Raw genomic sequence first — 26,909 nt, forward strand, 5'->3', positions numbered from 1 at the left:
CGACCCCCACGACCATCGGAGCCGCACCCGCATGACCGACGAGACCGTCACCCCCGACACCGCGATCGCCGACGCCGCCGCACTGGCCGAGCAGGAGACCAGCGAGCAGCGACAGGTCCGGCTCGACAAGCGGGCGAAGCTGCTGGAGTCGGGCATCGAGGCGTACCCCGCCGAGCTCCCCATCACCACGACGATCCCGGCCGTGCGCGAGCAGTACGCGCACCTGGAGACCGGCGAGGAGACCCAGGACGTCGTGGGCATCGCGGGTCGTGTGGTGTTCTCGCGCAACACCGGCAAGCTCTGCTTCGCGTCCCTGCAGTCCGGCGACGGCTCGCGCATCCAGGCGATGGTCTCCCTGGCCGAGGTGGGGGACGAGTCCCTCGCCCGCTGGAAGGAGTTCGTCGACCTGGGCGACCACGTGTTCGTGCACGGCCGTGTGATCTCCTCGCGCCGCGGCGAGCTGTCGATCATGGTCGACGACTGGGCGATCGCGGCGAAGGCGATCCTGCCGCTGCCGAACCTGCACAACGAACTCAACGAGGAGACGCGGGTCCGCCAGCGCTACCTCGACCTCATCGTCCGCGACGAGGCCCGCGCCACCGTGCGTGCCCGCGCCGCCGTGATGGCGTCGCTCCGCCAGACCTTCACCGCGCACGAGTACCTCGAGGTCGAGACCCCGATGCTGCAGACCCAGCACGGCGGCGCCTCGGCACGACCGTTCGTGACGCACTCGAACGCCTTCGACACCGAGCTGTTCCTGCGCATCGCACCCGAGCTGTTCCTGAAGCGCGCCGTCGTCGGCGGCATCGACCGGGTGTTCGAGATCAACCGCAACTTCCGGAACGAGGGTGCCGACTCGTCGCACTCGCCCGAGTTCGCGATGGTCGAGGCGTACCAGGCGTACGGCAACTACGAGCAGATGGCCGACCTGACCCAGGAACTCGTGCAGAACGCGACCCGCGCGGTCACCGGTGGTGCGCTCGAGGTCACCCTGCCCGACGGCAGCACCTACGACCTGGGTGGTGAGTGGCCCCGGATCGACATGTACGGCTCGCTGTCCGAGGCCGCGGGGCGCGAGATCAGCCCGGAGACCCCGCTGTCCGAGCTGCAGGCGCTCGCCGAGGCCGAGGGTGTCGAGGTCGCCCACGCCACGCACGGCAAGTACGTCGAGGAGCTCTGGGAGCACTTCGTCATCGACTCGCTCGACCGCCCGACCTTCGTGATGAACTTCCCGGTCGACACCTCGCCGCTCACCCGGCAGCACCGCACCCGTCCGGGCGTCGTCGAGAAGTGGGACCTGTACGTCCGCGGCTTCGAGCTCGGCACGGCGTACTCCGAGCTCGTCGACCCGGTCGTGCAGCGGGAGCGGTTCGTCGAGCAGGCGAAGCTCGCGGCCGGTGGTGACCTCGAGGCGATGCGCGTCGACGAGGACTTCCTGCGGGCCCTGGAGCACGCGATGCCCCCGTCGGGCGGCATGGGCATGGGGATCGACCGCCTGCTCATGGCGATCACGGGCCTGGGCATCCGCGAGACGATCCTGTTCCCGCTGGTCAAGTAGCTCCCGGCCCACCGGGGTACGATGCTCGGGTGCCTGAAGGAGTCGTAAGCGGGATCGTCTTCGCCCTGACGCCGACCATCGTCGTCGGCCTGATCTTCTGGTTCGTGATGCGCGCGATCATGCGTGCTGACCGGACCGAGCGTGCCGCGTACGCCAAGGTCGAGGCCGAGGAACGCGCCCGCTTCGAGCGTGAGCACGGTCGCCCCGCGCCGGCTCCGACGTCGGCCGAGTAGCCGCCCGCGCCCGATCCACTTCACCCCGTGTTCACCGCGCGGTGTGATCCTGTCGCGCATGCCCACCATCCCGGAGTCCGCCACCGGCGTCGATGACCTCGACGACCTCGACGTGGAGGACGCCTTCGGACACCCGGCGTCCGGGGCGTCCGTCTCGCCCGTCGGCAGCGTCGATGGACCCCTCGACGACGAGGGCGACGTCGACGACCTCGACGTCTGAGCGCCGACGGACCGTCACACACCGTTCACCTCGCCGACGCGTGCCGGGGTGAGCATCGTCCGCATGGCAACCACCGCACATCCCTTCACGGGCCGCAGCCTCGTCGGTGACATCGAGAGCGAGTACGACGAGTTCGACCGAGACGCAGACCTCGAGGTCTCCAAGCGCCGGGACGGGTGGCTCGAACCCTCCTGGTGACCCCCACCCATTCGGTATTCGGGGTACGACGACCAGATCGCACTGATCCGGTCGGACGTACCCCTTTTGCATGTCCGGAGTGCGCAGTCGCTCGGGGTACAGGGTTGGAAACGCTGGTGAAACACGCCTGCAACGCCGGAAACACGGCGCTGACGGCTTGATCCGGGGCCGGATGGGGGACCAGACTGTCGGTGGGCTGTACCCCGCGGGGGACGCTTTCGATGACGAAGCACGGAGAACCCTGAGAATCGCTCCGAACGATTTGTGGGGTACACCTCCGGGCCGCTTTACTCATCAGCACCCCCCGGCAACGCCCCACGAAGCCATCACCGTCGAACGCAGGGAGAAACACCATGACGATCGCAACGGCTGCACCCAGCACCACCCGCCGCACCGCCACCAAGAAGGCATCGGCATCGAAGACCGCGACCGCCGAGTCCGCCACCACCTCCCTCGACACCGAGGTCGAGGCCGACGAGCAGCTCGCCGGTGTCCGCGGTGCCTCGGTCGACCAGGTCGGCGACTACCTCCGTCACATCGGCCGTCTCTCGCTCCTCACCGCCGAGGAAGAAGCTCAGATCGCACGCCGCATCGAGGTCGGGCTCTTCGCCGAAGAGAAGCTCGCCACCGAGAAGGGTCTCGCGAAGACCCTGCAGCGTGAACTCCGCTGGCTCGTCCGTGACGGTGAGCGCGCCAAGGAGCGCATGATCACCTCGAACCTCCGCCTCGTCGTGAGCATCGCCAAGCGGTACTCGCAGCGCGGCCTGCCCTTCATGGACGTCATCCAGGAAGGCAACCTCGGCCTGGTCCGTGCCGTCGAGAAGTTCGACTTCACGCAGGGCTACAAGTTCTCGACCTACGCCACCTGGTGGATCCGCCAGGCCATCTCGCGTGGTCTCGCCGACAAGGCGCGCACGATCCGCATCCCGGTACACACCGTCGAGCTCATCAACAAGATCTCGCGCACCGAGCGTGACCTGACCGTCGACCTCGGCCGTGCGCCGATGCCGGAGGAAGTGGCCGCCGAGCTGAGCATGAGCGTCGAGGAACTCGTCGACCTCAAGGGCCGCTCGCACGAGCCGGTCTCGATCCACACCGTGGTCGGCGACTCCGACGACAGCGAACTCGGTGACTTCATCGAGGACGAGGACGCCGCGAGCCCGAACGAGCTCACCGAGACGACGCTGCTGCACCGCGACATCCGCTCCATCGTCGCCGAGCTGCCCAGCGACGAGGCGAACGTCATCCGCATGCGCTACGGCCTGGACGACGACAAGCCGATGACCCTCGACGAGATCTCGAAGATCGTGCACACGACCCGCCAGGCCGTCAGCCGGGTGGAGTCGCGCGCCAAGCTGCGGCTGTTCGCCAAGGCGGTCTCGCAGGACATGCAGCTGTACCTGACCGACTAGGTCAGAGGACTTCGGCCGGCACGTTCACCCGTGCCGGCGCGGGGAAACCGGGTCGTTCTGTGGGAAGACGATCCGGTGGGGTGATGGGACGGCCCGCTCGAGCACTGCTCGAGCGGGCCATTCACGTTCCCGGGGTCAGGGCCAGCGGCGTCAGTCGTCGATCTCGCGCCGGAGCTTCTGCCGCAGGTCACTCGGGATGAGCTCGACCAGCTGGTCGGGCCGCACCGGCAGGTCGAGCAGACTCAGCTTCACGCGTCCGGTGCGCCCGTGCCGCTCGGCGTCGAGGCGCACCACGCTGCCGGCGTCCTTCCGGAGCCGCATGTCGATCTGCGCCCCGGTGGCCACCTCGCCGACCACGAGCCCGTCGACCTCGAGCGCGGCGCTCCTGGTGCCCTCGGCGATGTCGAACCGGTAGCGCTCCCGCGCGGCGAGCACCACCGAGCGGTCGATCCCGGCCATCGGCGCGACCGGCGTCACCACGGAGCCGGACAGCGCGGGGGAGAGCACCGGCCCACCGGCGGCGTAGTTGTACGCGGTGGAGCCGGCCGGGGTGGCGGCCACGATGGCGTCGGCCCGGTAGTACCCGTACCCGAGGCCCCCGACGCTGAGGTCGGCCGACACCTGCCCGGAGCCGGGTCGTCGCACGATGGTCAGGTCGTTGAACGCCAGGTAGTCGGTGCGGGCGCCACCCCAGGACAACCGGGCCTCGAGCGCGTGGTGCGGTTCGAGCTGGTACTCGCCGGCGGACAACCGCTCCAGAGCGCTCTCGAGCTCGGGCGGCTCGATCTCGACCAGGAACCCGACGTTGCCGTAGTTCACGCCGAGGACGGGCACCGGGCGCTTCGCCACGAGCCGCATCGCGCCGAGCATGGTGCCGTCGCCACCGAGGGCCACGACCAGGTCGACACGGTCGGTGAAGTCGTCGTCGTCCACCACGTCGACCCCGCCGCCGATGCGCTGGGCATCCGCGCGCCGGGCGAGCAGCTCGCCCTGCCCGGACGCGTTCCAGCGCTGCAGGGTCGTCACGGACTCCTGCACGTTCTTGGTCGGGTGGACGACGAGGCCGACGACGGGCTGCTCCATGAGCGGATCGTACCGAGCGCACCTCCGATACGGGCTGTCCCTTCGCAGCGGCATGCGATATTCTGAATACATGCAGACTGCTCAGCTCTCCGTTGCCCTCCCCTCCGTCCGGCACGGTCGCGAGATCGTGCTGCTCGCCGACCTCGAATCCCACGAGTCCGGCTTCGGCTTCGTCGACGCCGAACACCTGCTGCTGGCCGCCGTCACGCTCTGCGCCGGCATGCCCCGCTTCCGGCCCGTCCTCGACGCCCACCGGATCTCCCCGGACACCGTCCGCTCCGGCATCCGCGCCTTCGTCGGCGCCCACACCACCTGCCCCGGCGAACACGACCGCGTCGCGTGCACGCCCGCCGCGATGCGCGTGCTCGCTCGCGCCGCGACGATCGCCGGCCGCTCGGAGCGCATCCGGCCACCGCACGTCGTCCTCGCCGTGCTCGAATCGGTCGACGATCCGCTCGCCGGATCGGCGCACGACGTCCTCGACGCCCTGGGTGTCGACGCGCGCCGCTTCCGACGCGACCTGCGTCGCGCAGTGCGGCGCGGCTGACCCGGCGCGACCGACAAGCGGACTGGAGGCCCGTGGCGATCCCGCCACGGGCCTCTCCCACCGGCACGGCCGACCCGCCGCTGGCGCGTCGGTCCGGTACTGGCGGCGGGGCCCAGTCCGTCTCGTCGTTCGCTCACTGCGCACAAGACGCACCCTGGTCACGCCCACGGCGAACAGGGGCAGCCCCCGGGGGGAGCGCTGGTTACTCTCGAAGTACTTGGCCGGACTCACACGAGACCGGCACAGCGTCGGCTCCGCTCATCAGGGGCCAAGGGAGAGCACATGTTCGAGAGATTCACCGACCGGGCCCGTCGTGTTGTCGTCCTCGCTCAAGAAGAAGCGAAGATGCTCAACCACAACTACATCGGCACCGAGCACATCCTCCTCGGCCTCATCCACGAGGGCGAGGGCGTCGCCGCCAAGGCGCTGGAGTCGCTGGGCATCTCGCTCGACGCCGTGCGCGAGCAGGTCCAGGACATCATCGGGCAGGGCCAGCAGCAGCCGACCGGGCACATCCCGTTCACGCCGCGCGCCAAGAAGGTGCTCGAGCTGTCCCTGCGCGAGGCGCTGCAGCTCGGCCACAACTACATCGGCACGGAGCACATCCTGCTCGGCCTGATCCGCGAGGGCGAGGGTGTCGCAGCCCAGGTCCTCGTGAAGCTCGGCGCCGACCTGAACCGGGTGCGCCAGCAGGTCATCCAGCTCCTGTCCGGTTACCAGGGCAAGGAAGCGGTCGCCGTCGGCGGCGAGCAGCAGCAGAACGCGCAGCAGGGTTCGCAGGTCCTCGACCAGTTCGGTCGGAACCTCACCCAGGCCGCGCGTGACGGCAAGCTCGACCCCGTCATCGGGCGCGAGAAGGAGATGGAGCGGGTCATGCAGATCCTCTCCCGCCGCTCCAAGAACAACCCCGTCCTGATCGGTGAGCCCGGCGTCGGCAAGACCGCCGTCGTCGAGGGCCTCGCCCAGGCGATCGTCAAGGGCGACGTGCCCGAGACGCTGAAGGACAAGCAGCTCTACTCGCTCGACCTCGGGTCGCTCATCGCCGGGTCCCGCTACCGCGGTGACTTCGAGGAGCGCCTGAAGAAGGTCACGAAGGAGATCCGCACCCGCGGCGACATCATCGTCTTCATCGACGAGATCCACACGCTCGTCGGTGCCGGTGCAGCCGAGGGTGCGATCGACGCGGCCTCGATACTCAAGCCGCTCCTCGCCCGCGGTGAGCTCCAGACCATCGGTGCCACCACGCTCGACGAGTACCGCAAGCACTTCGAGAAGGACGCTGCACTCGAGCGTCGCTTCCAGCCGGTGCAGGTCAACGAGCCGTCGCTGCCCCACGCGATCAACATCCTCAAGGGTCTGCGCGACAAGTACGAGGCGTTCCACAAGGTGTCCATCACCGACGGCGCGATCGTCGCCGCGGCGAACCTGGCGGACCGCTACGTGCAGGACCGCTTCCTGCCGGACAAGGCCATCGACCTGATCGACGAGGCCGGCGCTCGCCTGCGTCTGTCGATCCTGTCGGCGCCGCCGGAGCTCCGCGAGTTCGACGAGAAGATCTCGACGGTCCGCGGATCGAAGGAAGCCGCCATCGAGGAGCAGGACTTCGAGAAGGCCGCGAGCCTGCGCGACGAGGAGAAGAAGCTCCTCGGCGAGCGTCTCCGCCTCGAGAAGCAGTGGCGTGCGGGTGACGTCGCCGCGTCCGGCACCGTCGACGAGGGCATCATCGCCGAGGTCCTGGCCCAGGCCACGGGCATCCCGGTGTTCAAGCTCACCGAAGAGGAGACCTCGCGTCTCGTCTTCATGGAGAAGGCACTGCACGAGCGCGTCATCGGTCAGGAAGAGGCCATCTCGGCCCTGTCCAAGACCATCCGCCGGACCCGTGCCGGCCTGAAGGACCCGAACCGTCCCTCCGGCTCGTTCATCTTCGCCGGCCCCACGGGCGTCGGGAAGACCGAGCTCGCCAAGGCCCTCGCCGAGTTCCTGTTCGACGACGAGGGCGCGCTGATCTCCCTCGACATGTCGGAGTTCGGTGAGAAGCACACCGTGTCCCGCCTGTTCGGTGCCCCTCCCGGGTTCGTCGGGTTCGAGGAGGGCGGCCAGCTCACCGAGAAGGTGCGCCGCAAGCCGTTCTCCGTGGTCCTGTTCGACGAGATCGAGAAGGCCCACCCGGACATCTTCAACTCGCTGCTGCAGGTGCTCGAGGAAGGCCGTCTCACCGACGGTCAGGGCCGCGTGGTCGACTTCAAGAACACCGTCATCATCATGACCACGAACCTCGGTTCGCAGGGCATCGCCGGTGGCCCGGTGGGCTTCCAGGTCGAGGGTGACTCGGCCGTCGGCTACGACCGCATGCGTGGCAAGGTCAACGAGGAGCTCAAGAAGCACTTCAAGCCCGAGTTCCTGAACCGCGTCGACGACACGATCGTGTTCCCGCAGCTGTCGCAGCCCGAGCTGCTGCAGATCGTGGACCTGTTCGTGAAGCGTCTGGCCGACCGCCTGCTCGACCGCGACATGACCGTCGAGCTCACGCTGCCGGCCAAGGAGCAGCTCATCAAGGTCGGGTTCGACCCGTCCCTCGGTGCTCGGCCCCTGCGTCGCGCGATGCAGCACGAGGTCGAGGACCAGCTGTCCGAGCACATCCTGCAGGGTGAGCTCAACGCTGGCGACCACGTGAAGGTCGACTTCGTCGACGGTGCGTTCCACTTCGAGACCGGGCGTCAGCCGGGCCGCGAAGAGGTCCTCGCCGGTGCAGCCGCGGTCGAGGCCGCGACCGACACGCCCCAGGGCGAGATCGAGTCCTAGGACCTGACACCCCACGGACAGGAGGCTCGGTGCCAGCTGGCACCGGGCCTCCTGTCCGTTCCCGGGTCGCGTTCAGATCCCGCCTCGCCGATCTGCGCGTCCTTGCGGCCACGGACCCCCGTCCGGGGGTACTGTGATGACAACGCGCGAGACGTTCCCCCCAACTCCTCGCGCGTCGCGCTCGATCGGTTCCCCCCAACGGATCGAGACGCAGCCGGCCCCGGTCTGTTCGCAGACCGGGGCCGTTGCACGTCCGGGGGTGGTTCGTTCGGGCCGGTCGGCCGCGCGGACGGGCTCCCGCCGCGTCAGGCGGCGTCGGGCAGCTGTGCGGCGAAGTCGCGGACGGCGCGCTCCCAGCGCTCCGGGTCCTCGTTCCACTCGAGCGTGTGCGGTGCCGTGCGGAACGTGACCGTGGTGGCTCCCTGCCGTGCGGCGACGTCGTCGGCCGCGACCAGGGCGTCGGCCTCTGAGTGGATCAGCAGCGTCGGCGTCGACGAGTCCTGCCAGGTGGTCGTCGTGACGGGAGTCGGGGCCCCGGCGAGCCGCGACAGCACGTTCGTGGTCGCGATGCGGGCGGCGACGGTGCCGACGAACGCGGGCAGGTGCGCGCCGCGGACGGCCCCGCGGAGTGCCGAGGCGACGTCGAGCAGGGGCGAGACCGCCACGAGGCCGTCGACGTCGACGCGTGCGGCGGCGACGGAGCAGGCGAGCGCACCGGCGGACCAGCCCTGCAGCACGACGCGCTGAGCGCCACGGGCCCGGGCGGCGCGCACGGCGGCGACGATGCGGTCCGCTGCCCCGGCGTCGAGGGAGCGGAGCGGCAGGTCGGTGGTGTCGACGACCTCGGACGAGGCGCCGAGCGAACGCCAGACCCCGACACCGCGCAGGACCTGGCGCGGGCCGAGGGACTGCCCGTGCACGTGGACCACGTGGGTCGTGGCGGCCTCGGGCTCGGTGCCGGGCACGTCGTCCGGTCCGTCGTACCGCAGGGCGTCCCAGGCCCACGCACCGGGCGCCACGGGGACGGTGACACTGCGGCGGACGGTGTCGCCGTCGCTACCGGCCCCGGTCGCCGTGCTCGCGGTGGTGATCGCGCCGACCTGCACCCGGGTGTCGTCGCGCTGCAGGTCGTAGGTGCCCGGCAGGCGGGTGTCGCGGGTGGCGGTCAGCTCGACCTCGGTGTCCGTGGCGCTGCGGACCGTCGCGGTCGCCGTGTACGGCGTCGGGAACAGCAACCGTCGTGCGACGAAGGCGCCGAGTCCGAGCGTGCCGACCGCTCCTGCCGCGGTACCGAGTGCCGTGATGCGTGCGCCGGTCATGTGATCTCCCTGAGTCGTGCCGTGGTGAGCGTCGCAGCGGCCGGGACGTCCTGCCCGGCCTCGCGCGCGCGGTCTTCGATCTCGACGGACAGTCGGTGCTGCCGACTCCGCCACTGGCGACGCTGCCACACGATCGTGAAGTAGAGCCCGGTGTTGCCCGATGCCGTCTCGAGCCGCCGGAGTTCCGGTTCGAGCACGCGGAACCGGCGTCGGGCGGCCCGCCAGTCGCGGAACTCCCGTGCGGCGTCGGGCAGCACGCCACCGGCGGCGCCGATGGCGAGCAGGACCATCGAGCCGAGGAACACCGGGGTGTAGAGCGTCGACAGGACCCCGACCGCACCGTCGGCACCGGCGACGTGCACGGCGTCGAGGGCGATGGCGATGCCGGCGAGCAGCACGAGGCCGGCGGCACCGACGACGAAGAGCCAGTACAGGCGGCCGAGTCCGTCACCGCTCCGGAACCCGCGCAGTACGGCGACGGCCGACCGGGCGATAACGATGGCGATGTAGGTCATCTCGACCGCCGAGTACAGCGCGGTCGGCAGCTGGTCGCCGTAGGCCACCATGAACTGCGCCGTCGGGGTCGGTGCGTCGATCAAGCTGAACAGCACGACCAGGGCGACGAGCACGAGCACGCAGCCGATGATGCGGCTGGCGCGCAGGAGCTTGGCGGAGCGTGCTGCGGCCTCGACCGACTGCGCGAGGGCGAACATGCCGCACACCATCAGGCAGCGGCCGATCAGGTCGGCGATGTTGGGCACGTGCGTCACACCGGCGAGGAACGTCGTGACGTCGGGCTGGTTGATGGTGAGCCCGACGGCGACGCAGCTGCAGCAGACCATCAGCCAGGTGACGCTGGCCGACTGGGTGCGCACCAGGAGCAGCCGGGCGACCAGCACCGCCAGGATCAGCCAGACCGGGATCGACCCCCAGACGTGCAGCGTCACCGCGTCACCGGAAGATCCCGGGCTGGCCCTCGGGGTCGAGCAGCCCGATCCGCAGCGCGAGCTGGTCGGCGACGAGCTCGACGGCCTGCTCGTGCGGGGTGTCCAGCGAGCGGGTGAACGCCGTCCGGCCGCTGAGCAGCCCCGTGTACGCCTGGTGGTCGCAGCCGGTGTCGTCCATGAACACGTGGGCGAGTTCGTGCAGCACGCACGCCACCCGGGAGCGTTCGGACAGCCCGGGGCGGGTCTCGAGCAGGGCGTGGTCGGTGCGCTGGATGAGCCGCGCGGACAGGTCGCCCGGCAGCTCTGTGGTGCGCACATGGATCGGTTTGCCGAGCGCCGCCTCGGCACGGGCGGTCAGCTCCGGCAGGGACAGCCGACGGGGGAGCCCGAGGCGCTGCACACGGCGACGGGCCTCGGTCTGCCGACGCAGGGCGTCGAAGCGGTCGCGGTACCCGCTCACGGGGTGCCGCCCGACTCGTCGAGGCGACGCAGGTGGTCGGTGAAGTCGCGGATCTCGTCCGCCGAGGCGAACTCGCCCAGACGCCGGGTCGCGAACGCGACGACCTCGCGCTTGCGGAGTTCGAGCACGAGCTCCAGCTGCGCCTGCACCCGCTCCGGCACGTCCGTGTTGCCGGCCGCGTCGGTCAGGTACTCCGCCGGGACGCCGAAGTAGGTCGCCAGGGCGGCCAGGAGTCGCTGGTCACGGACGGCCGGACCGTTGCCGCCGAGCATGTAGCCCCAGCGCGGTCGGCTCATCGACGCACCCTGCGCCTCGATCTCGGCGGCGATCTCCTTGTACGGGGGTCGCTGGCCCGAGTTGGCCTCGACGACGTCCATCAGGAGCTGCAGTTTGCGCGACAGTTCCCGACGGTGTGCGTCGTCGTCGTTGTACTCGATCACGTGTCCCCACTCTCACATCTGTCTCAGACATGATAAAACTGATCCAGCGCGTCGGCCGGTGTCACCACTCTGCCAGGCTCGCGCTCGCTCGTCAGGTCGGCATTTCGATGGGGGGATGCCGAACGGGGGACGAACGAACGGGAGGCGCGGTGCCAGCTGGCACCGCGCCTCCCGTCCGTCGTGTGGTGCGGACTACGCCTGCACGTCGCCGCGCCAGCCCGGCTGGGTCGGTGCGTTCTCGACGCGCTCCTTGTAGTTCTGCAGGTCCTTCTTGACGGCGTGGCCACCGACGCCCACGGCGGAGCCGAGCTTCTCGAGGATGCCGGAGGGCTCCCAGTCAATCTGCACGGTGACGCGGGTCTCGGCGTCGGAGAGCTTGTGGAAGGTGACGACACCGGCGTGGTCGGTCTCGCCGTCCTTCACGGTCCAGGCGACACGCTCGTCGGGGTGCTGCTCCGTGATGAGGGCCCGGAACTCGCGCTCCTGGCCGGCGATCTTCACGGTCCAGTCGGTGGTCTTGTCGTCCACCTGGACGATCTTCTCGACCTCGTCGAGGAAGTGCGGGAACTCCTCGAAACGGGTCCACTGGTCGTAGGCCTGGCGGACGGGGACGTTGACGTCGACGGTTTCGATGATCTGAGGCATGCACCGGACGGTAGGCCGATCGACCTGGGCGGCACTCAGCAGCGCTGTCCCCCTGCGGCTTCGGCGGATGCGGGTCCGTCCGGCGCTGCGCAGTAGTGTGGGGCGGATGACAGAGCACGGCAAGCACGCGTTCCACGAGCGCGACGACCACGGGATCCTCGTGCGTCCGGCGCTCGCCTCGGACGTCCCGCACATCCAGCGGCTCATCGCCCCCTACGTCGACCGGCGCATCCTGCTCGGCAAGGAGAACGTCGCCCTGTACGGCTCGATCCAGCAGTTCCGGATCGCCGAAGGGCCCGACGGCACCCCCATCGGGTGCGGCGCGCTCGCCGTCTTCTGGGACGACATCGCCGAGGTGCGCACGCTCGCCCTCGACGAGCAGTGGATCCACAAGCGCGTCGGGCACCGGATGCTCGAGGCGCTCGAGCACGACGCCCGCGAACTCGGCGTCGCCCGGATCTTCTGCCTGACCTTCGAGGTCGACTTCTTCGCGAAGCACGGGTACCTGGAGATCGGCGAGAGCGTCGTGTCACCGGACGTCTACGCCGAACTGGTCCGCTCGTCGGACGAAGGGGTCGCCGAGTTCCTCGACCTCGCCCGGGTCAAGCCGAACACCCTCGGCAACACCCGCATGCTGAAGAACCTCTGACGCTTTCTCGTGCCGCCCGGCGGGGTGGCCGTGTGCGGCCCGCGCCGTTGTCTACCCTGTGCGCATGTCGTCGTTGCGTCACCCCGTCGGGCCCGAGAAGCCGGTCGTCTACTGGCGCCGCCGGGCGCTCGTGCTCGGGGCGCTGCTGGTCGTCGTCCTCGTCGTGGTGCTCATCGTCGTCGGGCGGGGGAGCGGGGCCACCTCGGCGGCGCCGAGTGCGTCGGCGTCTGCCGGGTCTGGTGCCGATGCATCGTCTGCCGGTTCTGGGTCCGGTTCCGGGTCCTCGCGGTCTGCTGCGCCGAAGCCGTCGGCTTCCGCCTCGGCTTCTGCGTCCAAGCCCGCAGCTGCCGACGGCTCGACCTGCACGAAGGACCAAATCGTCCTGACCCCGGTGCTCGACAAGTCGGCCTACGGCCCCACCGAGGACCCGAAGATCGCGATGTCGATCAAGAACTCCGGCACGAACTCCTGCCACCTGGACCTCGGATCGGCGCAGCAGGTGCTGACGATCAGCTCCGGCCAGGAGCAGTACTGGTCGTCGAAGGACTGCCAGACCGGCGGCACGAACCAGGACGTCACGATCAAGTCGGGTCAGACGCTCACGACCCCGGCGATCGCCTGGGACCGGACCCGCTCGTCCACGTCGACGTGCGACTCGTCACGGCCGGCCGTCACTGCCGGGGGAGCGAGCTACCACCTGCAGGTCGCCGTCGGGAACCTCGAGTCGAAGAGCTCGGTGCAGTTCATCCTGCAGTAGGCGGCGGCGGGTTCGCGGTTCCGATCCGTTCCGCACAACCGAAGTGCATTCGCGCCAGGCGCGCGCGTGGTTCGGCGTGGCTTTGATTCTGCGAGATGCCGAGCAGGGCGCCGGGAACAGCAACAGGCCCCGTCGTCCGAAGACGACGGGGCCTGTTCAAGCTGATGTGATCAGCCGAGGACGGTGATGTTCTCCGCCTGCGGGCCCTTGCGGCCCTCGGTGATGTCGAACTCCACCTTCTGGTTCTCCTCGAGCGACTTGTAGCCGTTGCCAGCAATCGCAGAGAAGTGCGCGAAGACGTCAGCGCTGCCGTCGTCCGGGGCGATGAAGCCGAAGCCCTTTTCGTTGTTGAACCACTTGACGGTACCGGTAGATGCCATGATGGCGTTTCCTTAGCTTTCTTGCTTCCGCCAAGGTGCAGATGCACCGACGGAGACCCCGACGTACGTCGACGGGGGTGATGCGCCACGCGGGCAGGTGCCGGCGGGACGGGTTCGGGGCCAGGCCTGTCGGCCAGTGACCCTGGGGCCCGGGTTGAGGGGCAAACCACCTCGCCCGGACGTTGAGCGCCGCCGAAGCGGTTCCATCAGGCTAGCGTGCTCTGGGCCGACTGGCTACCCGTGCGTCACGGAACGACGAAAATCTGGTGGAATTGAGCTGATGGCAGACAAGGAACAGCGCTTCCGGAGCGAACAGCTCGAGGAAGCCCTCGCGAAGCAGGACGTCGCTGCGGTGGCGTTCGCGCTCCGCCACGACATCGTGATCGTCCCCCGACTCGTCACCGGCAAGAAGGACATGCAGGTGCGGGTGTTCGGCCGTGAGGGGTCGGACAAGCGCATCCTGCTGCTGTTCTCGTCGGCGGACGCCTACACGGCGATGGTGCCGGACGAGAAGATCCGGCAGGTCATGGTCTACGACGGGCCGCGACTCGAGGAGTTCCTGGCCGCCCACCTCGACATGCTCGAGGGCGTGTTCTTCGACATCGCCGGCCCGCACACCATGCAGGCCGCGCCGGCGGACCTGCTGGCCGCTTTGCGCGCGTAGCGCCTCAGAACGCGCGGTCGAGCTCGCGTTCGCGTGGCGACTGCGTCATCGAGAACGCCACACGCAGGGCCTCGCGCAGGTGCCCGGAGTCCGAGCCGAGCACGGTGGTGAACCCGAGGCGGGTGGCCTCGTTCACGCGCTGCTTCGTGCCCGTGGCCGGACGGATCTCGCCGGCGAGGCTGATCTCACCGACGGCCGCGAGCGTGTGCGGGTACGGACGGTCTCGTGCGGCGCTCGCGAGGGCCAGCGCGATGGCCAGGTCGGCACCGGGCTCCGTGAGCTTCATGCCGCCGACCGTGGACACGTAGACGTCGGCGTCGGACAGCTTGAGGCCGGCGCGGCGTTCGAGCACCGCGAGCAGCATCGCCACGCGCGAGGCATCGACACCGTTCACGACCCGGCGTGGCTGCGGCGCCGAGCTCGGGACGATGAGGGCCTGCACCTCGACCGGCAGCGCCCGACGCCCCTCGAGTGCGACGGTGACGCAGGTGCCGGACACCGGGGTGGCGTTCTTCGACATGAAGAGGCCGCTCGGGTCGGGGACCTCGTGGATGCCGTCGCCGCCCATGTCGAAGCACCCGACCTCGTCGGTGGGGCCGAAGCGGTTCTTGAGCGCCCGGACGAAGCGCAGCGCGGTCTGCCGGTCGCCCTCGAAGTGGCAGACGACGTCGACCAGGTGCTCGAGCAGCCGCGGGCCGGCGATCGTGCCGTCCTTCGTGACGTGGCCGACGATGAGGACGGGCAGGGCGCGGTCCTTCGCGATGCGGATCAGGGTCGAGGCGACCTCGCGCACCTGGGACGTGCCACCCGCGATGCCGTCGATCGAGCTCGACGAGATGGTCTGCACGGAGTCGGCGATGAGCAGGTCGGGCTGGACCTGGTCGATCTGGCCGATGATCACGCCGAGGTCGACCTCGCTCGCCAGGTACAGGTCGTCGTGCATCGCACCGGTGCGTTCGGCACGGAGTCGGACCTGGTCGACGGACTCTTCGGCGCTGACGTAGAGGACGCGCTTGCCCGAGGCTGCGGCTCGGGAGGCGACCTCGAGCAGCAGGGTCGACTTGCCGACACCCGGCTCGCCGCTCAGCAAGACCGCCGCACCGGGCACCACGCCGCCGCCGAGGACACGGTCGAACTCGCCGATGCCGGTCTGCCAGCGCTGCACGGAGGTGCCGCGGGCTTCGGTTATCGGTCGCGCGGCCCGGGCGCCGGTGACGGCGACCGCTGACGTGCCGCGGGTGCTCGCCGACGCCGCAGAGCTGTCCTCGACGGTGCCCCAGGTCTGGCACTCACCGCACCGGCCGACCCACTTGATGCTGGTCCAGCCACACTCGGTGCAACGGTAGAGGGACTGCGGGCGCGCCATGTCGTCGAGGCTAGGCCGTACGGCCGACATCGCCGGCGTGGTCGCCCGGCTCGTCTGGTCCGCTTGGTTCGTCCGGCCGGTCTCGTTCGTCGGGCAGCGCGATCGACCCGGTCATCCGGTGGCGCAGGCGCTCGACCGGCCCCGGACCCTGACGCGAGGCGTGGTCGAGTGCCTCGGCGCCGTCGGTGTCCTGCTCGGCGCGGGCGTTCGCCACCGCCCCGGCTTCACGACCGAGGTTCTCGGCCTCGCGCACGGACAGGTAGTGCCGGATCGCCGCCACCGTGTCGACCCGCGCGTCGACCGCCGGCTCGAACGCGCTCGCCCAGACCTCGTAGCCGCGGTCGTTCGGGTGGAACAGGTCGCCGTAGCTGTTGAAGAAGGTGCGGCGGACCCCGACGCGCTTCGTGATCGTGTGCAGCGGCGCCACCGTCAGCCCGAACTCGTCCGCCACCCGGTGCACGATCTCGTTCGCCACCGCCACCTTGCGCTCCCGGTCCGGCACGAACATGCACGGCAGCTCGGCCACCACGGCGTGCGACGGGACCGCGCCGTAGATCGCCCGGATGTTCCGCTCGAACTTGTCCGGGTCGAAGTCCGCGATGTCGTTCGCCCCGATCGACACCGTGCAGATGTCTGGCGCGTAGTGCCGGAGCTTCGGCAGCTGGTCACGTTTCGCACCCCACGTGGTCGAGCCGGAGACGCTGAGGTTCACCACCCGCACCGACATGTGGGAACGGTGCCGGATGCGCCGCGCGAGCAGCCCCACGTAGCCGCGGCCGGGTGCAGTCGCGCCGACGCCCTGCGCTGCCGAGTCACCGATCGCCACGTAGAGCAGCTGCCCCTCGTGCTGCTGTCGTTCGCGCCACCAGTCAGCGTGGATCGGGAGCATGTCGACGACCCGTTGCGCCGCTGCCCGTTGGCCCTTCACGCCGGCGCGGGCACCGACGGCTGCGGCACCGACGACGCCGAGGCTGCCGACGACGGAGGTGAGGAGTGCGATGAGCGTGCGGGATCTCATGCCGTGGACGGTACGCCCGCCGGTCTTGCCGGAGACGAGGGGGACCTGTGGGTGTGGGGAGAGCCCTGCAGGTGACCGCCTGTGGGGGGCGATCCGACCCGGGGTGTCATCACGGGCCTCCCGGATCGTGTAAACTCTTTCCCGGTACCGTGTCCGAGCGGCCGAAGGATCATGTCTCGAAAACATGTGTGGGGGCAACTCCACCGTGGGTTCAAATCCCACCGGTACCGCCACAGAAAACCCCCGTTCACGCGGGGGTTTTCTTGTTTCTGGGAGTGCCCGCGGTGCGTCTTTGGTGCAGATCCTGCTCGGGACGTCCCGTGCTGCGGAGCCGCCGAGGGAGGCGCTTGCAACCGGTTTCAATGGAAAGATCTACTGCATCTGTTGCGTTTTCGCGTACACTGGAAGCATGTCCCAAGCTACCGATGCTGCGATCGCCGCTCTGGCGAGTAGCCAGTGGGGCATGATCACCGCTGCGCAGGCGCAGGCAAACGGGGTCGCTCGGAGCACTCTGCACCGTCGAGAAACGGCCGGTTCTCTCGAGCGTGTCCGGACCGGTGTGTATCGGTATGCCGGTGCTCCGGCGAGCCAGCTCGATGACGTGCGTGCCGCATGGCTTGCGAGCAGTCCCTCGACGCCGGCGTGGGAGCGGCTCGACGACCCTGATGTTGTCGTCGGGGGATCGGCCGCGGCTTGGGTGCATCAGATCGGTGACCTCTACCCGTCGACGGTGCTGCTTTACACGCGGACGCGGCGGCAGTCGAAACAGGACGATATTCGATACAGCCTCCGTCAGCTGCCCGGAGGAGACGTCACGGCTGTCGATGGGCTCCCGGTGACGACTAGGGAGCGAACGATCGCGGACCTGCTCGCTGAGCCGGGCGCCGATCTGTCGATCGTCGCGGACGCTCTGCGCGATGCCGAGCGCGCGGATGACGACCTTGACACGGACCGGCTCATTGAGCTGCTCCGCCCACATGCGAAGCGTCTTGGGCAGCGGACCGGCGTGGAGCTCTACGAGCAGCTCCGCGCTATGACGCATGTCGATGAGGAACGCGTCCGGAACCTCCTGGTGCACACAAACCTGCCCGACCTTATCGCCTCGCTCGCGAACGAGCGGACCGAGGCCGTGCTGCAGTCGCTGCTGGGGGCGGTGGCGGACAACGAGGTGAAGACGGTGATGGCGGCGCTCCGCGGACCGCTGATGGCGGACCTCAACGCGCAGGTCAAGGACGCGATCATGCCGATGAAGGGCGCCAGTGTGCGGTTGGACTCGTTTGTAACTCCGCGGGTGCAGCTGCCAGCGGGGCTGCTGTCGAAGGCGGTGCTGGGGGAGTCGACGAGGGCTGCTCTCGCAAGCCTCAAGATGCCACCGATCACCACGGAGGTGCACAAGCGCATCTCGGAGCTCGTGAAGGGCCCGGCGGTGACTCTGCCGAAGGTCAAGCTTCCGAAGCCGACCGTGCCGAAGGTCGTCATGCCGAAGACGCCGATCCTGCCGAATGTCGTCGTGCCGACCGTGCCGAGGGCCGTCATGCCGAAGACGCCGATCCTGCCGAATGTCGTCATGCCGACCGTGCCGAATGTCGTCCTGCCGAGAATGCCGACCCTGCTGTCGAAGCCGGTGCTGCCAAGAGTCATTGTTCCGGCGAACCTGCTGCCCGCGGTGCGGATAACTGCGCCGGACATGCCGCCGGTGGTGCAACAGATCATCAACGATGCGGCGCGCCGGACGACGCGTCCATCACAGCGCGGCGATCACACCGAACAGGCCGAGCCTGACGAACAGGACCGCGAGTGACTCGTCCCGACGGCTATGCCACTCCGGCCGCGTTTTGGACGGCCGTTCGCGCTGCAGTTCGCAACGACGGGGGGAAGTCGGGCGTGCCCGCCCGTGACCTGGTGCAGTTGCAACTCTTCGACCGGTTCCTCAGTCGCGTTAACGCCGATCCAGACACCACTCCGTTCCGCCTCAAGGGCGGCACTCGCATGCTTGCTTTCATCCCAAGCGCCCGCGCCACGGTAGACATCGACCTCGAGGTAGCGAGGTACGACGTCGACGCGGCCGTGGACGCACTATCCGAGCTCGTGCGTGTCGACAACGGCGATCGCCTCCAGTTCGTCCTCACCAAGCGACGACGAAGCCACGGCAGCGACGATCAACCAGGCATCGCGATGGTGGCGCTGACCTTTACCGCTGTTGGCATCAATCAGCAGGTGAAAATCGACCTCGCCGTCCACGACCGCGTCGGTTCACGGGTCGTCCGGGCCGCACCAAAGTTCCGAGTACCGCTGGGGCGCGACGTGCCCGCGTCGGACTACGTGATGATTGCGGTCGAAGAGCAGATCGCGGACAAGGTTGCGGCGATGATGGAGCGTCGGCACGGTGACGGAAACGGCGATGGGCGTTCATCGAGGGCGAAGGACCTCGTCGACCTCGCCCTGATTGCTCAGCACCTTCCAGTCGACGCGGTCGCCCTACGCGCCGCGTTGGCCACCCAAATCGCCGAACGGCAGCTGGAACCATTCACCGTGGTGGACGCGTCGCCCACGATCCAAGTTGGATATGCCACCGTCGCTCAGAAGGCCCGAGGGTTGACTCTGACTTGGCGGGAAGCTGAGGCGCTGACGAACCGGCTGATCGAACCGGTTCTTAACGGCCGCGTGAGCTCCGGACGGTGGGATCCCAGCATCGGATCCTGGGAAGCGACCGTCCGAGCTGACGGCGGTTGATCAAAGATAGGTCCTGGCACAAGCGACCGTTTGTGGCACATCGGCCGAAGTGAGCTCGGCGAGGGCGCTCGTTGCTGATTCCGGAGAAGCGGTCGATGCATGATATGGCAGGTCTCACTAGCCTTTGACCTGCGAACCTCCATCAGCGCCAGCGTGACGGTCAACGAGAGGTGAGCTGCCACTCTTCGACATCTTGCGGCGGATCGGCTGCAGATCGGCGTGCGTCTCCGGTCGCCACCGCCTGATAGCTGAGGTGCGCTAGCGCCATGCTCGTCGCGCGTGCTCGCAGGGTCCGTCGGTGAGGGCGCCGTTCTCTGTGACGTAGGACGTGACTCGTCAGTACCGAGCCAGCCTCGAATACCGCTAGTCTCTCACCATGCAAACTTCAGGGGGCCCGAAAATCAAGGCAGTGAAACAGCCGGAAAAAACGCCAGCAGATGTAAGCGGAGCAAGCGCGAGAGTATCTTCCGGCTCCGCGCAGGTTAACGCCAAAGAGGGATCAGAGCTGCGTCTGACGACTGATTCGAAGAGCATCAAAAGCGGCCGCGGCACCACGACAATCACTGTCGGTGAAGGTTCGTATCTACGCCTCGCGGCCGGTTCGACGGTGACAAATCTGCAGGTCAGTGACGTCAAGCGAAAAAAGTGGGAGCTTGGTGGTGCGCTAATTGCAGGCATTATCGTTGCCGTTATTGGAGTAGTGCTCGTGGTACTCAGTTTCGACGCCACGCACGGGCCTTGGGTCGTCGGATGCTTTGGCGGCCTTACATTGCTAACTCTTTTTATCAAAGAGGCCTGTACCACATTCTCAAAGGACACTGGGTTGTCCAAGAAAGCAATCGACCGCCTCACCATGTTTGCTGCGGCCGCGTCGATCTATGTAGTGGCATTCGGAGCGCCCGCCGCGGTTTGGACCACCATCAAGGCGGTCAGTGCAGTCGTAGAAGCGAACAAGTGATCGGATAGCTACAGAGGATCCTGTTGCACGAAAGGCGACCCCCTGGACGGGGAGAGAGTCTTCACCGATGGGTGCGGGCAGGATCAGAGTTAGCGGAATATCGGCGCGATTGACGGAGGCTGGCACCTACCACGGGATGCAGGCCTTCGTCGTTCGTAGAGGTAGGCGTCAGTGAGCGGCGTCGTACGCGTCGCGGACGGCCTGGCTGATGCGGCCGCGGCTGGAGACCTCGTGGCCGTTAGCGTTGGCCCACTCGCGGATCTTCGCGAGCTCGTCCGAGTTGCCGCGCTTGGGCGCGCTCGTCCCGCCGCTGGTTCGGCTCGGGCGTCCGCTCACCTTCCCGGCGGCAGCGACGTAGTCAGAGAACGCTTTGCGGAGCGCATCTAGGTTGTCGTCGGAAAGGTCGATCTCACAGTGGTTGCCATCGAAGGAAAAGGACACGGTACGGCCCATGCCCTCGTCGATGGTGTCGCCGGTGAGGCCATCGACCATGTGCGTGGTGACTTTCTGCGCCATCTCAACGCCGCCTTCCATAAGTTGGGAACTGGGAGCGGTGCGCGCGAGTTCCTCGTGCGCGGATGGACGCGGGATGACTTGCTCACACTTGACCACCCCATCCGTCCGCCGTGGGCCGGTGGCAAGGGACGTGACTCCGGGGTCGACGCACCTGGCTACGCGAACGAGGGTGACCTGCTCTACGGCCGGGCCAACGTTGTCGCCCTTCAGCCCCGTGCCGTCGAGGAGTGACCCGAGCGCCGTGCCTCTGATGTCAGGAGAGCGGAATCCGTTCCTGATGTCAGGAGAGCGGAATCCGTTCCGCATTGGTGCGTGGAAGGAGAGCTACGGGGTGGGTACTCGGCGACTGCCCCGTAAGGTGCTCATTCACGCGCAGCTGCTCACGAGGGGGGATGTGGTGCGTTTCAGGGGATGTGTGCTGCTAGCAGGCTTGGTGAGTGCGAGCGCCGTGGCGCTCACCGGATGCGCAGCGCTCCCTCCGGCTCCGGGCGCGGTGGGCGCAGCCTGGCCGAGCGCCGGGGTGCCCACAGCCGTGCGGTGGCCGTCGGACTGGATCTACGGCATCTCGGGTGAGTCCGAGGCCGTGGCCAGTCCGATCGTCGGGCTTCGCCTCGAGTACGTGTCGGAGCACTGGGTCTGGCGGATTCGCAGTACCAACCCGGAACGGACGGATCTCCTCGGCGAGGCTAACGCAGAACCGACCAGCGGTGTGGAGGCGCCTATCGACGCCACGGACCTCAGCTTTGTGGGTCAGCGAGCAGTCACCTTAGCCAAGGCTCAAGCCACTGACGCTGACACCAGCTACTAGGACCGCGCTCGTCAGCGGTCGACAACTTGGCAGCGTCGACGCGCGCTCCGTGCGAGGCGTCCCAGCCGAGGTTCTGCGAACCTATCTCGCCGGCGCACGCAAGCGCGCGTGGCGATCAGATACTGAGACGCCTGACTGTTCCGACAAGGTCAGAAGTAGCAGGTCGACGCCTTGTGTGGCACAGAACTAGTTTCTGTGGCACAATATGCCCATGGGCATCGAGTTCACGAACAGCGCCGGCAAGCACGGCATCACCGAGCCCGATGCCTTGTACGCGATCCATAACGCGGAGTGGACCTCCACCCGCGTGAAGGTGCACGACGGAGATCCGGGCAACAAGCGCCGGGTGTTCATCGGCCCACAGCATGCGCAGACGGAGCGACTCATCGAGGTGCTTGTCGAGCTGGTTCCGGGCGGTTTCGTCTATCACGTAATGCCGCTCGGGTCGTATTATCGACGGGTGATGGAGGAAGAGCAATGACTCTCTCGAAGAAAGACCAGGACCGGTACGACCGTATGGCGGCGGAAGAAGAGACGGCTGTCGGTGCGTCGCTGCCGGGGGAAAGTAGCCACGGTGCGGATGCAGCCGCAATCGGCCAGCAGATGCTGCTCGACGCACTCGGAACTGAGAGTGCGGTAGCGAAAGCTGTCGGGCGGCCGCGCCTTGATGGTGGGCAGTCAGATGGTGAGTACTCTCCGACGATTCGCGTCCGTGTACCGAAGGATCGGAAGGATCGCTTAGAGCAGTTGCGGAAGGCGCAGCACCGCAAGTACGCGTCCGATCTGGTTCGCGACGCGATCGATGAGTACCTCGAGCGGCACGAAGCTGACATGCACCCCATGGCTAGCTGAGGCGTCGCGGTGGGGAAAGCGTCGCGGGGAAAGCGAGCGGACAGGGCGGTGGCGGCCGGCCCCGTTCGTGGGGGCGTGACTTTGGTCATCGCTACGGCGCCGGATACGACCGGCGGTGCCCTGTCGGTTGCCGAAGATGTGCGCCTGACGCGTGCGGGCTTGTTGTACGCGGACAAGGTTGAACTGTGGTCACCTGCAGCCTCATTGTTGGCAACGATCGCCGCGGGAGCCCGTGATGATCCGCTGGCAGTGTTCGAAGGTCTGCTGGTGCTCAACAATGATCAGCTCGCGAGACTGGGCATCAAGGACCCGCCACAAGCCCGAGCGGCACTCGATGCGCTACGGCAGTTTCGGGCACTACCTCGGCAGCAGCGCCGCACGCTCCCTGCCGAAGCGCAGGCAGCGTTCTCGCAGGCGGGCTCAGTCATTGATGGCTTGACTACGGGCGGGAATGACGCGATCAGCAAGCTCGACGAGCAATGGACGTCTGCCGGGGGGAGGGAGCTGACAGAGGCCTCAGATGCAGGACTGCTTGACGTGCGCCGCCCGGATTGGCTAACGGCTGACCAGCAAATCGAAACGTATGTCGAACAACTCGCGGCGCTAATCGAAGACCCGCGCCGGCACATGCTCTTCGACGAGCCAACGGCGGAGCTGGTCTCGCATCTTCGGGAGGAGGGCCGCGTTGCTGCTGCGCCCAGGGCTCTGCTAAACGCACGCGAGGCGGGTGCCGGTACGCGCTTCATCGAGTACCTCCAGGCGTTCCCGCAGGCGCCGATGTCGTCCGTAATCAGCGCACGAGGCGCCCTCCACGATGAGCTTGTCCGATATCGGCGGGCTGTTGCAGCCCTGTCGATGAAGTTGGACGCCAACGTCACCGACAGCAACTTCGACGCCGAACTTGAGCACCTATGGCGAACCGAGGTGCAACCAGCATTGATTGATCTCCGCGCTGCGGTCCGTAGTTCTCGTGTCGCGAAGGACGCAGCCGTAACGCTTGGACAGGACAAAGCCACACTGACGACAGCGGCCGCTGGCGCATCGATGATGGTGCTCGGCATTGCTGGGATCGCGCCGTTGGGACCAGGGATAGTCGCCGGCGCCGGTGCTGTCGCGACGGCAGTGGCTGCGGCCGGTGTGAAAGCAGTCGCGGAACGTTCCAAGCAGCGGGAGACGCATCCGCAGCGAGACTTGCAGTACCTCCTATCACTTGAGCATCGATTCAAGTAACGCATCCAGGGCCGCTCGCTGCCGACAAGTGGCCTGCCTCCGGTGGTGGTGAAGCGGCGTCGGGTGGCGCCGGTGCCCGTTGGTTTCGTTCCGCTGGCGCTATACGAAGCCCACCGTCCATTGAGAGACCACGTACATCAGCCGCTTATCGCGCTGTCTGCCCAGACGAGGGGGACATCAGTGGGGACGATCAAGCAGCAAGGCCAGTCACCGGACTGACGCAATCAATATTACGGGCGCCAGGTGGACTTGGGCTTGCTATTTGGACTGGGCCGCACGATGCTGCGGATATCCGCCTTGGTCGGGTTCCAGTGCCGGGCGGCAGGACGTCATCAAGGAGGCTTGGGGCGGCATAGGAGCAGACGTGACGCGGCATCATCAGGATGCGCAACGCCGCGCGAGGGGAAGCAGAACCCGCCGCGCGTTCGTTTGCGGTGCCGCGCGGTTCATGACAGCTGGCTCAACCATCTATGCCCGTCGACCCTTATCTCCCCGCCGGAGTTTCGGGATCGCACTCCGGGCCGGTCCCGCGGCGTACGAGGCGGAGCGCACCGGGAGGGCTTGCGGGGTCTGTCTCACATAGGTGGTTCGCAAGCAGTCTCGGTGAGCAGGCGCTACTCAGCGGTCCTCCGGGATCGAACGCTGCGATCGCGGCTGCCTCTGGGCGGGGTCGTCCACGTCGGCGTGCGGTGCATTTTGGTGCACCGCCACCTGTCTCAAGCTGGCTTAGCGGGGCTTGACGGGTCGGTGCAGGCCCCGACGTTACAGCGATCCGACCTTCGCCTCCACTCGTGCTAAGGTCCGGCGATGGGTTCAAATCCCACCGGTACCGCCAGCAACACGACGAAGAGCCCCCGGTTTTTACCGGGGGCTCTTCTGCTTCTCCGGGGCCGTTTCGTGTCGCGTGTCGGCACTCATCGAGGAACTGTGCTCCGGCGCGGGTCGGCCCGCTATGCCAGCAGCAAACCTTAAGGTTCTTCTGCCGATCGGGGACGTTCGTCGACTGGCTGCGGACGCGGTCGGCTTGCTCGCCGGGGGTCGCGTTCTTCTACAGCTCACGGAGCGGGCCAGACGCGGTCGACGGCGGTGCCGCCCAGACGCCGCGTGTGGTCGACATCGATCCGGGACTCTAATACCTTTCTGCCGGTCGAAGTAGTCCTTGACGACAGGGAAATCGTCTCGGAGTTGTGAGTAGGCGCGGTCGAAGCTCAGCCGCGTCAGCTTGTATGCGCGAGCTTCTAGAGAATCGACCCTGGAGTGGGCTTATCCGCTTGTCGCCGAAACTAATATGCCGCTGCGCTCCCTCACGATCAATGCAGTTGATGCAGCAGCTGCCATTCACTGAAACCGACGAGAAGGGTCGCTGTGCCAGTGAGTACTGCTGCACATGCACCCAGGAACGACGCTCGTTTGCCGAGGGTCGGAACTTTCGGGGTGACCCCGAGCGGATTCGTTCCGAAAAGGCTTTCAAGGATCGCGATCCCGGTCGTCGGGGAGGTGAAGTACCGCATGTGCTGGTGGATCCAGTGCCGCTTCTTCGGAAGCGCTACGTAACGCACCACTGCGTTCTCGTTGCTGGTTCCGAAACAGACCGGATCGATCAGGGATTTCACGACCAGGACTGCGCCGTTTGGCTGCTGCAGCACGTCAGCAGGGTGACGGGCCGCTTTCGCCGTCATCAGTCCCATGCCGATCGTGACGGCGCCGAGGGTGAGCTGCGGCAGCGTTGAGGGCCATACCCCGGCCAACAGCGCATCTGATGCCGCCCGCATGACCTCATCGATTTGTACGGTCGTCGCGGTCGGATGCGTAAGCAATTCGAGGAAAGCAGTAAATACCGAGGTGAGGAGCTCGAGCGACGCGGTGAACGACCAGGTGAACAGTGCGGGGAAAACGATGAGGTACGGCCACAGCAGGTACGGCAGCAACCGGCTCCGGCGCAACGTCCGCAGCATCCCCAATTGCGCTTCACCCGAACCGACCCACACGTGACCGTCAACCAACTCCGTCAAGGCAACGCGTCGAGCGATCTCCGCACCCTGGGAGTGACCAACCAGCACGACAACATCGGCTGCGTCTCGTTCGGCAGCGACCTCGCCACGCATCGGACCGATTACTTCCTCGTCCAGCTGATCCGACCGGTAGTTCCAAGCGTCACCGATGTACCGCTGGAGAATACGCTGCGCCAATTGTCGTGTGGGCGGCAGGATTAGCGAGGCGCTGAGAAGTGGCAGCCCAATAAGCATCAGTGTCGGCGCGCCGACGATCGCGAGCGCGAGGCCCGAGAATGCCAGCAGCGGGACCGGGAAGCCGTCACGACGACCATGCTTAGCACTTGCGATTGCTGCAAGATCGGTCATCCAGAGCGTCGCCGTCCCCCAAAGCGAGAAGGGGGCCACGCGGAACACCCACAAGAGCACTCGCCACGCAGACGGCATGACAGCGCGCTCATCCCACCAACCGTCCCGGTACCTCAGTCGAAGCGTCATCCCAGCAACAGTGACGACGTCCTCGATGGCGGCAGGAACTCCCTGCACCGGGGTGGCAGTGCTAGGCCGATGTGTGCCACCCAACGCTGTCAGCCCCAGGTGAGTCGCTTCTCGCACTTCTCCCGCGGTCTGTCCATCCGCTTGCATCCCAATGCCGTGGACGCAGAAGAGCGACACGAGAGGAAGGGAGTCGTCGTCGGCAAGGCCGCATTCGTCCTTGATTGTCTGCGGCTCGCCCGCTCCCACGCGAGCAACTCCATCTTCTGACATGCCAACCCCTAGTGTCGTCGGGATCGCTCCAGGCGCCCCTCCTCGACAGCACCCCAGTCGAGGTCATCAGGTTACAAAGGCGCGTCGGCGGTTTCAAGAACAGGCTCGCGGACGTCCCGCTTAGGACTGCTGGACGTTCAGTTGACTCTGACGGGCCCTACGATCTGGTTAGCCGTTTCACCGTGAACATCAGGGGATAGGCGCTGCGATGAAGCGTGGTTCGTACTCGATGGCTGTGGCGTGTCCGAGTGTCGAGTGTCGTCGTTGGCACAGTGATCGGCAGCAGCGAGTACGGCAGCGGTTCACGCAGGTGCCACTTCCGGTTCACGGGCCTGCGCCACGCTTCTGCTCTGTG

General features: G+C 67.4%; 28 protein-coding genes and 1 tRNA gene. 18 read left to right on the top strand and 11 right to left on the bottom strand.

Features of this window, described 5'->3' with window-relative positions; translation table 11 throughout:
* Positions 1–31: 31 nt before the first annotated feature.
* The 5 genes from lysS (at position 32) to DEI96_RS01005 (ending at position 3,621) form a co-directional block, all read left to right on the top strand.
* Entirely contained in the window at positions 32–1,558 is a 1,527-nt protein-coding gene (gene lysS, locus DEI96_RS00985) for a lysine--tRNA ligase (protein WP_110863567.1), read from the top strand.
* 29 nt (positions 1,559–1,587) lie between these two features.
* The gene (locus DEI96_RS00990) at positions 1,588–1,791 is read left to right on the top strand and encodes a hypothetical protein (protein ID WP_071245264.1); all 204 of its coding nucleotides are present in this window, start codon (positions 1,588–1,590) and stop codon (positions 1,789–1,791) included.
* 58 nt (positions 1,792–1,849) lie between these two features.
* On the top strand, positions 1,850–2,011 hold the full coding sequence (locus DEI96_RS00995; RefSeq protein ID WP_181440550.1) for a hypothetical protein: 162 nt from the start codon (positions 1,850–1,852) through the stop codon (positions 2,009–2,011).
* A gap of 63 nt (positions 2,012–2,074) precedes the next feature.
* The gene (locus tag DEI96_RS01000) at positions 2,075–2,209 is read left to right on the top strand and encodes a hypothetical protein (protein ID WP_258320880.1); all 135 of its coding nucleotides are present in this window, start codon (positions 2,075–2,077) and stop codon (positions 2,207–2,209) included.
* A 353-nt stretch (positions 2,210–2,562) separates the two neighbouring features.
* Positions 2,563–3,621, top strand: a complete 1,059-nt coding sequence (locus DEI96_RS01005; RefSeq protein ID WP_035809350.1) for a sigma-70 family RNA polymerase sigma factor — start codon at positions 2,563–2,565, stop codon at positions 3,619–3,621.
* 150 nt (positions 3,622–3,771) lie between these two features.
* Here the strand turns inward: DEI96_RS01005 and DEI96_RS01010 are convergent, their stop codons facing one another.
* Positions 3,772–4,704 carry an NAD(+)/NADH kinase gene (locus DEI96_RS01010; protein WP_071404515.1) on the bottom strand — a complete coding sequence of 311 codons (933 nt, stop codon included), beginning with the start codon at positions 4,702–4,704 and terminating at the stop codon, positions 3,772–3,774.
* Positions 4,705–4,774: 70 nt separating this feature from the next.
* On the opposite strand from DEI96_RS01010, the gene DEI96_RS01015 reads away from it, so the two are divergent.
* Both DEI96_RS01015 and DEI96_RS01020 read left to right on the top strand, forming a co-directional pair.
* Positions 4,775–5,251, top strand: coding sequence for a Clp protease N-terminal domain-containing protein (locus DEI96_RS01015; RefSeq protein WP_181440551.1), 477 nt, complete (start codon positions 4,775–4,777; stop codon positions 5,249–5,251).
* A 282-nt stretch (positions 5,252–5,533) separates the two neighbouring features.
* Positions 5,534–8,053, top strand: coding sequence for an ATP-dependent Clp protease ATP-binding subunit (locus tag DEI96_RS01020; protein WP_027467068.1), 2,520 nt, complete (start codon positions 5,534–5,536; stop codon positions 8,051–8,053).
* Positions 8,054–8,358: 305 nt separating this feature from the next.
* Here the strand turns inward: DEI96_RS01020 and DEI96_RS01025 are convergent, their stop codons facing one another.
* The 5 genes from DEI96_RS01025 to DEI96_RS01045 all read right to left on the bottom strand — a co-directional run bounded on the left by DEI96_RS01025 (position 8,359) and on the right by DEI96_RS01045 (position 11,864).
* Positions 8,359–9,372 (bottom strand): DUF8805 domain-containing protein, encoded by a 1,014-nt coding sequence (locus DEI96_RS01025; protein WP_111024018.1) that lies wholly within the window; start codon positions 9,370–9,372, stop codon positions 8,359–8,361.
* Positions 9,369–10,319, bottom strand: a complete 951-nt coding sequence (locus DEI96_RS01030) for a hypothetical protein (protein WP_111024019.1) — start codon at positions 10,317–10,319, stop codon at positions 9,369–9,371. The genes DEI96_RS01025 and DEI96_RS01030 overlap by 4 nt, the downstream gene beginning before the upstream one ends.
* 4 nt (positions 10,320–10,323) lie before the next feature.
* On the bottom strand, positions 10,324–10,779 hold the full coding sequence (locus DEI96_RS01035; RefSeq protein WP_111024020.1) for a hypothetical protein: 456 nt from the start codon (positions 10,777–10,779) through the stop codon (positions 10,324–10,326).
* Positions 10,776–11,219 carry a hypothetical protein gene (locus tag DEI96_RS01040; protein ID WP_035809351.1) on the bottom strand — a complete coding sequence of 148 codons (444 nt, stop codon included), beginning with the start codon at positions 11,217–11,219 and terminating at the stop codon, positions 10,776–10,778. The genes DEI96_RS01035 and DEI96_RS01040 overlap by 4 nt, the downstream gene beginning before the upstream one ends.
* A 192-nt stretch (positions 11,220–11,411) precedes the next feature.
* The gene (locus DEI96_RS01045) at positions 11,412–11,864 is read right to left on the bottom strand and encodes an SRPBCC family protein (protein WP_027467072.1); all 453 of its coding nucleotides are present in this window, start codon (positions 11,862–11,864) and stop codon (positions 11,412–11,414) included.
* 106 nt (positions 11,865–11,970) lie between these two features.
* Between DEI96_RS01045 and DEI96_RS01050 the strand changes: the two genes are divergently transcribed.
* Positions 11,971–12,513, top strand: a complete 543-nt coding sequence (locus DEI96_RS01050; RefSeq protein WP_071245253.1) for an amino-acid N-acetyltransferase — start codon at positions 11,971–11,973, stop codon at positions 12,511–12,513.
* A 64-nt stretch (positions 12,514–12,577) separates the two neighbouring features.
* The gene (locus DEI96_RS01055; protein ID WP_111024021.1) at positions 12,578–13,270 is read left to right on the top strand and encodes a hypothetical protein; all 693 of its coding nucleotides are present in this window, start codon (positions 12,578–12,580) and stop codon (positions 13,268–13,270) included.
* A gap of 170 nt (positions 13,271–13,440) precedes the next feature.
* Here DEI96_RS01055 and cspE read toward each other — a convergent pair whose 3' ends face one another.
* Positions 13,441–13,650: a transcription antiterminator/RNA stability regulator CspE gene (gene cspE / locus DEI96_RS01060; RefSeq protein ID WP_017887662.1), complete on the bottom strand. Its 210-nt coding sequence runs from the start codon at positions 13,648–13,650 to the stop codon at positions 13,441–13,443.
* Between the two features lie 280 nt (positions 13,651–13,930).
* On the opposite strand from cspE, the gene DEI96_RS01065 reads away from it, so the two are divergent.
* Entirely contained in the window at positions 13,931–14,314 is a 384-nt protein-coding gene (locus DEI96_RS01065; protein WP_017887661.1) for an SseB family protein, read from the top strand.
* A 4-nt stretch (positions 14,315–14,318) separates the two neighbouring features.
* Here the strand turns inward: DEI96_RS01065 and radA are convergent, their stop codons facing one another.
* Both radA and DEI96_RS01075 read right to left on the bottom strand, forming a co-directional pair.
* Positions 14,319–15,680 carry a DNA repair protein RadA gene (gene radA, locus DEI96_RS01070; RefSeq protein WP_027467076.1) on the bottom strand — a complete coding sequence of 454 codons (1,362 nt, stop codon included), beginning with the start codon at positions 15,678–15,680 and terminating at the stop codon, positions 14,319–14,321.
* A gap of 10 nt (positions 15,681–15,690) precedes the next feature.
* Positions 15,691–16,698, bottom strand: a complete 1,008-nt coding sequence (locus tag DEI96_RS01075) for an SGNH/GDSL hydrolase family protein (RefSeq protein ID WP_111024022.1) — start codon at positions 16,696–16,698, stop codon at positions 15,691–15,693.
* A 143-nt stretch (positions 16,699–16,841) separates the two neighbouring features.
* Here DEI96_RS01075 and DEI96_RS01080 point away from each other — a divergent pair.
* From DEI96_RS01080 to DEI96_RS01095, 4 genes are all read left to right on the top strand, one after another.
* Positions 16,842–16,931 (top strand) — tRNA-Ser (locus DEI96_RS01080).
* Positions 16,932–17,107: 176 nt separating this feature from the next.
* The gene (locus DEI96_RS01085; protein ID WP_181440552.1) at positions 17,108–18,499 is read left to right on the top strand and encodes a type IV toxin-antitoxin system AbiEi family antitoxin domain-containing protein; all 1,392 of its coding nucleotides are present in this window, start codon (positions 17,108–17,110) and stop codon (positions 18,497–18,499) included.
* Positions 18,496–19,431: a nucleotidyl transferase AbiEii/AbiGii toxin family protein gene (locus DEI96_RS01090; protein ID WP_111024024.1), complete on the top strand. Its 936-nt coding sequence runs from the start codon at positions 18,496–18,498 to the stop codon at positions 19,429–19,431. The genes DEI96_RS01085 and DEI96_RS01090 overlap by 4 nt, the downstream gene beginning before the upstream one ends.
* A gap of 409 nt (positions 19,432–19,840) precedes the next feature.
* Positions 19,841–20,389 (top strand): hypothetical protein, encoded by a 549-nt coding sequence (locus tag DEI96_RS01095; protein ID WP_146246924.1) that lies wholly within the window; start codon positions 19,841–19,843, stop codon positions 20,387–20,389.
* Positions 20,390–20,557: 168 nt separating this feature from the next.
* On the opposite strand, the gene DEI96_RS01100 is transcribed toward DEI96_RS01095, so the two are convergent.
* Positions 20,558–20,905, bottom strand: coding sequence for a histone-like nucleoid-structuring protein Lsr2 (locus DEI96_RS01100; RefSeq protein ID WP_111024082.1), 348 nt, complete (start codon positions 20,903–20,905; stop codon positions 20,558–20,560).
* A 78-nt stretch (positions 20,906–20,983) separates the two neighbouring features.
* Between DEI96_RS01100 and DEI96_RS01105 the strand changes: the two genes are divergently transcribed.
* From DEI96_RS01105 to DEI96_RS01120, 4 genes are all read left to right on the top strand, one after another.
* Positions 20,984–21,136 (top strand): hypothetical protein, encoded by a 153-nt coding sequence (locus tag DEI96_RS01105; RefSeq protein WP_181440554.1) that lies wholly within the window; start codon positions 20,984–20,986, stop codon positions 21,134–21,136.
* Positions 21,137–21,924: 788 nt separating this feature from the next.
* Complete coding sequence (locus tag DEI96_RS01110) at positions 21,925–22,194, top strand: hypothetical protein (protein WP_111024083.1); 270 nt, start codon at positions 21,925–21,927, stop codon at positions 22,192–22,194.
* Entirely contained in the window at positions 22,191–22,565 is a 375-nt protein-coding gene (locus DEI96_RS01115) for a CopG family ribbon-helix-helix protein (protein WP_111024026.1), read from the top strand. Before DEI96_RS01110 ends, DEI96_RS01115 begins: the two co-directional genes overlap by 4 nt.
* A 75-nt stretch (positions 22,566–22,640) precedes the next feature.
* Positions 22,641–23,795, top strand: a complete 1,155-nt coding sequence (locus DEI96_RS01120) for a hypothetical protein (RefSeq protein WP_146246925.1) — start codon at positions 22,641–22,643, stop codon at positions 23,793–23,795.
* Between the two features lie 1,310 nt (positions 23,796–25,105).
* Here DEI96_RS01120 and DEI96_RS01125 read toward each other — a convergent pair.
* Entirely contained in the window at positions 25,106–26,554 is a 1,449-nt protein-coding gene (locus tag DEI96_RS01125) for a hypothetical protein (RefSeq protein ID WP_146246926.1), read from the bottom strand.
* Between the last annotated feature and the right edge of the window lie 355 nt (positions 26,555–26,909).

Origin of the sequence: Curtobacterium sp. MCLR17_031 (assembly GCF_003234775.2) — a bacterium.
Classification (GTDB): domain Bacteria; phylum Actinomycetota; class Actinomycetes; order Actinomycetales; family Microbacteriaceae; genus Curtobacterium; species Curtobacterium flaccumfaciens.

Bases quoted from the DNA above. Each gene is read 5' to 3' on its own strand.
- DEI96_RS01065 (WP_017887661.1), top strand. From the start codon at position 13,931: ATGGCAGACAAGGAACAGCGCTTCCGGAGCGAACAGCTCGAGGAAGCC.
- DEI96_RS01050 (WP_071245253.1), top strand. From the start codon at position 11,971: ATGACAGAGCACGGCAAGCACGCGTTCCACGAGCGCGACGACCACGGG.
- radA (WP_027467076.1), bottom strand. From the start codon at position 15,680: ATGGCGCGCCCGCAGTCCCTCTACCGTTGCACCGAGTGTGGCTGGACC.
- DEI96_RS01005 (WP_035809350.1), top strand. From the start codon at position 2,563: ATGACGATCGCAACGGCTGCACCCAGCACCACCCGCCGCACCGCCACC.
- DEI96_RS01055 (WP_111024021.1), top strand. From the start codon at position 12,578: ATGTCGTCGTTGCGTCACCCCGTCGGGCCCGAGAAGCCGGTCGTCTAC.
- DEI96_RS01110 (WP_111024083.1), top strand. From the start codon at position 21,925: ATGGGCATCGAGTTCACGAACAGCGCCGGCAAGCACGGCATCACCGAG.
- DEI96_RS01125 (WP_146246926.1), bottom strand. From the start codon at position 26,554: ATGTCAGAAGATGGAGTTGCTCGCGTGGGAGCGGGCGAGCCGCAGACA.
- DEI96_RS01075 (WP_111024022.1), bottom strand. From the start codon at position 16,698: ATGAGATCCCGCACGCTCATCGCACTCCTCACCTCCGTCGTCGGCAGC.
- DEI96_RS01100 (WP_111024082.1), bottom strand. From the start codon at position 20,905: ATGGCGCAGAAAGTCACCACGCACATGGTCGATGGCCTCACCGGCGAC.
- cspE (WP_017887662.1), bottom strand. From the start codon at position 13,650: ATGGCATCTACCGGTACCGTCAAGTGGTTCAACAACGAAAAGGGCTTC.
- DEI96_RS01045 (WP_027467072.1), bottom strand. From the start codon at position 11,864: ATGCCTCAGATCATCGAAACCGTCGACGTCAACGTCCCCGTCCGCCAG.
- DEI96_RS01015 (WP_181440551.1), top strand. From the start codon at position 4,775: ATGCAGACTGCTCAGCTCTCCGTTGCCCTCCCCTCCGTCCGGCACGGT.
- DEI96_RS01025 (WP_111024018.1), bottom strand. From the start codon at position 9,372: ATGACCGGCGCACGCATCACGGCACTCGGTACCGCGGCAGGAGCGGTC.
- DEI96_RS01085 (WP_181440552.1), top strand. From the start codon at position 17,108: ATGTCCCAAGCTACCGATGCTGCGATCGCCGCTCTGGCGAGTAGCCAG.
- DEI96_RS00995 (WP_181440550.1), top strand. From the start codon at position 1,850: ATGCCCACCATCCCGGAGTCCGCCACCGGCGTCGATGACCTCGACGAC.
- lysS (WP_110863567.1), top strand. From the start codon at position 32: ATGACCGACGAGACCGTCACCCCCGACACCGCGATCGCCGACGCCGCC.
- DEI96_RS01000 (WP_258320880.1), top strand. From the start codon at position 2,075: ATGGCAACCACCGCACATCCCTTCACGGGCCGCAGCCTCGTCGGTGAC.
- DEI96_RS01010 (WP_071404515.1), bottom strand. From the start codon at position 4,704: ATGGAGCAGCCCGTCGTCGGCCTCGTCGTCCACCCGACCAAGAACGTG.
- DEI96_RS01115 (WP_111024026.1), top strand. From the start codon at position 22,191: ATGACTCTCTCGAAGAAAGACCAGGACCGGTACGACCGTATGGCGGCG.
- DEI96_RS01020 (WP_027467068.1), top strand. From the start codon at position 5,534: ATGTTCGAGAGATTCACCGACCGGGCCCGTCGTGTTGTCGTCCTCGCT.